Source organism: Streptomyces mexicanus (assembly GCF_902506575.1).
GTDB classification, from domain to species: domain Bacteria; phylum Actinomycetota; class Actinomycetes; order Streptomycetales; family Streptomycetaceae; genus Streptomyces; species Streptomyces mexicanus.
The window spans coordinates 1-4,581 of sequence record NZ_LR732679.1 but is presented as its reverse complement, the minus strand read 5'-3'; the positions used below and the strand labels follow the sequence as shown (position 1 = coordinate 4,581).

At 75.7% G+C, this 4,581-nt stretch carries 2 protein-coding genes and 1 pseudogene; 2 read left to right on the top strand and 1 reads right to left on the bottom strand.

The features are described from left to right. Window positions 1-387, top strand: a pseudogene (locus tag GV126_RS35060) (hypothetical protein); the annotation flags it as partial. 110 nt (window positions 388-497) lie between these two features. Further along, a complete protein-coding gene (locus tag GV126_RS35055; RefSeq protein ID WP_159675426.1) occupies window positions 498-3,647 on the top strand; it encodes an ATP-binding protein in 3,150 nt (1,049 codons plus the stop codon). Here GV126_RS35055 and GV126_RS35050 read toward each other — a convergent pair. Beyond that, on the bottom strand, window positions 3,625-4,443 hold the full coding sequence (locus GV126_RS35050) for an ABC transporter permease (RefSeq protein ID WP_159675424.1): 819 nt from the start codon (window positions 4,441-4,443) through the stop codon (window positions 3,625-3,627). The two genes, GV126_RS35055 and GV126_RS35050, sit on opposite strands and share 23 nt — an antisense overlap. Between the last annotated feature and the right edge of the window lie 138 nt (window positions 4,444-4,581).

Genomic DNA, 4,581 nt, shown 5'->3' with positions numbered 1-4,581 from the left:
GGCGGGGAGAAGGGCGACGACCGCGGCCACGACGAAGGCGGGCGCGGCCACGGCGACCGGGACGGGCGCAAGGACGAGGGGAAGATCTACTTCAACGAGCGCATGTACTCCGCCGCCTCCTCCGGCTGCGTCACCGCGGCCAGCGGACTGGGCTCCACCAGCTTCAGCGTGTTCAACGACAGCCGGAAGACGATCGAGGTCTACCGCGGCTTCACCTGTGACAACGGCGCCCCGGTGGCCACCGTGGGCCCGCACGGCGCCACCAACGGCGTGGTGACCAGCACCTTCCACGACGGCCTGTTCGACGGCACCGGCCAGGCTCTGATGTTCGGCGACGACGGCGTCGTGGGCAGCTTCCGGGTGCTCGACGACGACGAGGACTGGTGACGGCACCGAGCCCACCGCCCGCGCCGGCCGGTCTCACGGCCCCTGGCACGCCCGTCTGCGGCGCGAATTCCCTGCGACGTGATCCGCCGGGCAGGCCCTAGTCTGCACCCGTGACGATCGAGCTGACCCTGCTGTCCCAGGTGACCTGCCGCGGGCGGGAGATCACCGCGCCCCGGCTGCGCGGGCTGCTGGCGCTGCTCGCCGCCGAGCCGCGCACCGGATGCAGCACCGGGCGGCTGGTGGAGGGGCTGTGGCCGCGGGAGCGGCCGGAGCGGCCGGGCAAGGCCGTGCAGGTCCTCGTCTCGCGGCTGCGGGCGCAGCTGGGCGCGGATCTGATCGTGAGCACGCCGACCGGGTACCGGCTGGCACTGGAGGAGAGGCAGATCGACGCCTCGGCGCTGCTGCTGTACGCGTCGGCCGCCGCCGAGCGCGCCGGGGCGGGGGACCACCGGGGCTCCCTGGAAGAGGCCGAGGCGGGCCTGGCGCTGTGGGACGGCGGCGTGGGCGCCGGTGCCGGGGAGGAGCTGGACGACCCGGTGGTGGCGCTGCGGACCGAGTGTCTGGCCGCCCACCGCGCCCTGGTCCGCTCCCGGGCGCTGGCGCTGGCCCGGACGGGGCGGCGGGAGGAGGCCGCGGCGCCGCTGGCCGAGCTGGCCCGTGAACTGCCGCGGGACGAGGAGGTGTTGGCGGAGCGGGTGCGCTGCGAGGCCGCGGGCGCGGGCCGGGCCGCCGCGCTGGCCCGGTACGAGTCCTACCGGCGCGCCCTGCGCGAGGAGCTGGGCGCCGATCCGGGCCCCGGGCTCAGGGCCGTGCACCGGGAACTGCTGACCGCGGACGCGCCGAAGGTCCGGCACGGCGTACCGCACGATCCGAACCCGCTGCTGGGCCGGGACGCCGACGTCGCGGCCGTGGCCGGGCTGCTGCGCGAGGCCCGCGTGGTCACGGTGACCGGGCCCGGCGGGCTGGGCAAGACCCGGCTGTCGCACGCGGTGGCGCGGGCGGCCGAGCAGCCCGTGGTGCACTTCGTCCCGCTGGCCGGTGTCACCACCGACGAGGACGTGGCAGGCGAGGTGGCCTCGGCGGTCGGCGGCCGCGACGGGCGGCAGTTCCCGGGCGGGACGGACCCGGTGGGCCAGATCCTGGCCGCGCTGGGCGCCGGGCCGGTGCTGCTGGTGCTGGACAACTGCGAGCAGGTGGTCGCCGGTGCCGCCGCGCTCGTCCAGGCGCTGGTGTCCCGGTCGAAGGAACTGCGGGTCCTGGCCACCAGCCGGGCCCCGCTGGGGTTGTCGTCGGAGTCGGTCTACGCGCTGCCGGAGCTGTCGCCGGCGACCTCGGTGGAGCTGTTCACGCAGCGGGCGCGGGCCGCCCGGCCCGGGGTGGAGCTGCCCGCCGACGCGGTCGCCGAGATCTGCCGGCACCTGGACGGGCTGCCGCTGGCCGTGGAACTGGCCGCGGCCCGGGTGCGGGTGCTGTCCGTGGCCGACATCGCGCACCGGCTGCGGGACCGGTTCGCGCTGCTGCGCGGCGGCGCCCGCGACGCGCCCGCACGGCACCGCACGCTGCGGGCGGTGGTCGAGTGGAGCTGGAACCTGCTGGAGGAGGACGGCCGGGCGGCGCTGCGCGCCCTGTCGGTGTTCCCCGGCGGCTTCACCGAGGACGCGGCGCAGTACGTCCTCGGGGACACCGGGGACGCGCTGGCGCTGCTGGAGCAGCTGGCCGGGCAGTCCCTGGTGAAGGTCGGCGAGGGACCCTCCGGGGTGCGCTTCCACATGCTGGAGACGCTGCGGGAGTTCGGCGCCGCCCAGCGGGCCGCGACCGGCGAGGAGGAGACGGTCACCGACCGGTTCCTCGCCTGGGCGCGGGACTTCGGCCGGGCCCATCACGATGTGCTGTTCGGCTCCGACCCCGTGCCGGTGTGGCTGCGCGTCCGGGCCGAGCAGGACAACCTCGTCCTGGCGCTGCGCCACGCCCTGGCCCGCGAGGACGGGCCGGCCACGGCCGCCCTCACCGCCGTGCTCGCCTCGCTGTGGTCCACCGACTCCAACTACCCCCGGCTCGCCGCGCTCGTCGCCGACAGCGGCGAGGCGCTGTCCCGGTTCCGGCCCCGCGATCCGCTGGACGTGGAGGTCACCCGCAGTGCGGCGGCCGTGTGCACGGCGAGCCTGTTCATGGGGCGCGGCCCGCACGTCGTACGGCAGTTGGTGGTGCTGCGCCGGCTGCCGCCCGCGCCACCGGACACCCTGCTGCGGGCGCTGGCGATCGTGCTGTGCGCGATACCGGAGATACATCCGCCGCGCCACGAGCGGCTGCAGGAGCTGTGCGAGGCCGCAGAGCCGCTGCTGGCGGGCGTCGCGGCCTGCGTGGCGAGCTACGTGTGGGAGGCCCACGACGAGCCGGAGCGCGCGCTGGAGTACGCCCGGCGGATGCTCGACGCGCTGCGGCCTTTGGGCAACCCGGTCCTGCTGCTGCTCGGCCACGGACGGCTCGGCGAGCTGTGCCTGCAGTCCGAGCGGGGCGCGGAGGCGTACGGGCATCTGCGGGCCGCGCTGGACGCGCTCGGCGAGTTCGGCCGGTTCGGCGAGCTGTCGGACTCGGTCGGCGTGCACGGGGCGCTGGTACTGGCCTGCCTGCAGCGCGGCGAGGTGGAGGAGGCGGAGTACTGGCTGCGGCAGGCGGCCGCGGACCGGCCGCCGCAGTCCGCGCAGGTCTTCTCCGGGGACCTGCCGGCCCGGGCGGAGATCGCGCTGGCCCGCGGGCTGACCGAGGTCGGGCTCGGGCTGTGGCGGCAGGCGGTGGAGCAGTTGCGGGAGGCCAGCCTGCTGTATCCGGACGACCCGTTCGTGGACCCCTGGGTGCTGCAGGTGCACGCGGCCGCCCTGGCGGCGCACGCCCAGGCCGGACGGCTGGAGCCGGTGGCCGCCCTCGCCGGCGAGCTGCACGGACGGCTGGTGGGCATGCTGTCCGGCGCGGCGGCCGAGGGCGGCCCGGTGGACCTGCCGGTGCACGGCACGCTGCTGCTGGCGCTGGCCTTCGCGGGACTGGCCCGGGGGGAGGCCGGTGCCGTGCGGCTGCTGGCGCTGGCGGAACGGATGCCGGCGGTGCGGGAGTTCCCCACCCTGTCGCTGTCCCGCTCGCGGCGGGCGGCCGAGGACGCCGACAGGGCGGCGTACGCCGAGGCGAAGTCGGCGTACGCCGCCCTGTCGCGGGCGCAGCTGCGGGCCGAGGCCCTGCGGCAGCTCACCGCCGCGGCTCGCGGTTGAACCGCGCCTTGGACCACAGGTAGCCGACCAGGGCGAGGGCAGCGAACCAGGCGAGGGTCAGCACGGTGTTCTTCGTGCCGATGCCGGTGCCCAGCAGCAGCCCGCGCAGGGTCTCGATGGCCGGCGAGAACGGCTGGTACTCGGCGAACCAGCGGAACCAGCCCGGCATGGCGTCCACCGGCACGAACGCGCTGGACAGGAACGGCAGCATGACCAGCGGGTAGCCCATGTTGCTGGCGCCCTCGGCGTTGGGGCTCACCAGGCCGAGGCCGACCGCGATCCAGGTCAGCCCGAGGCTGACCAGCGCCATCAGGCCGAGCGCGGCGATCCACTCCACCGGCGTGGCGTCGGGCCGGAAGCCGATGGCCACGCCGATGCCCAGGACGAGCGCCAGCGCCATCAGCGTCTGGATGACGCTGCCGATCACATGGCCGATGAGCACGGAGGCGCGGGAGATCGCCATGGTGCGGAACCGGGCCATGATGCCCTCGGTCATGTCGGTGGCCACGGACACCGCGGTGCCCAGCGAGGTCATGGCCGCGGTCAGGAACAGGATGCCGGGGACGAGGTAGGCGGCGTAGTCGGAGCGGTCGGCGTGGCCGCCGTTGATGCCGGCGCTCATCACGTCGCCGAAGACGTAGACGAAGAGCAGCAGCAGGACGACGGGGGTGAGCAGGAGGTTCAGGGTGAGGGAGGGGTAGCGGCGCGCGTGCAGGAGGTTGCGCCGGAGCATGGTCAGGTTGTCGCGGACGGCGTGGGCGCGCGGGGCGCGCGGGGAGGCGGACGTGGTGCTCATCGGGGGGCAGGAGGGGGAGGGCGATCAGGACGGCGGGGGAGCGGGGGAGGAGGGGGGGGCGGAGGGGGTGCGGACAGGGGGGAGGAGGAGCGGGGAGGAGGAGGAGAAGAGGGTGAAGGAGGGGGGGAGGAGGAGGAG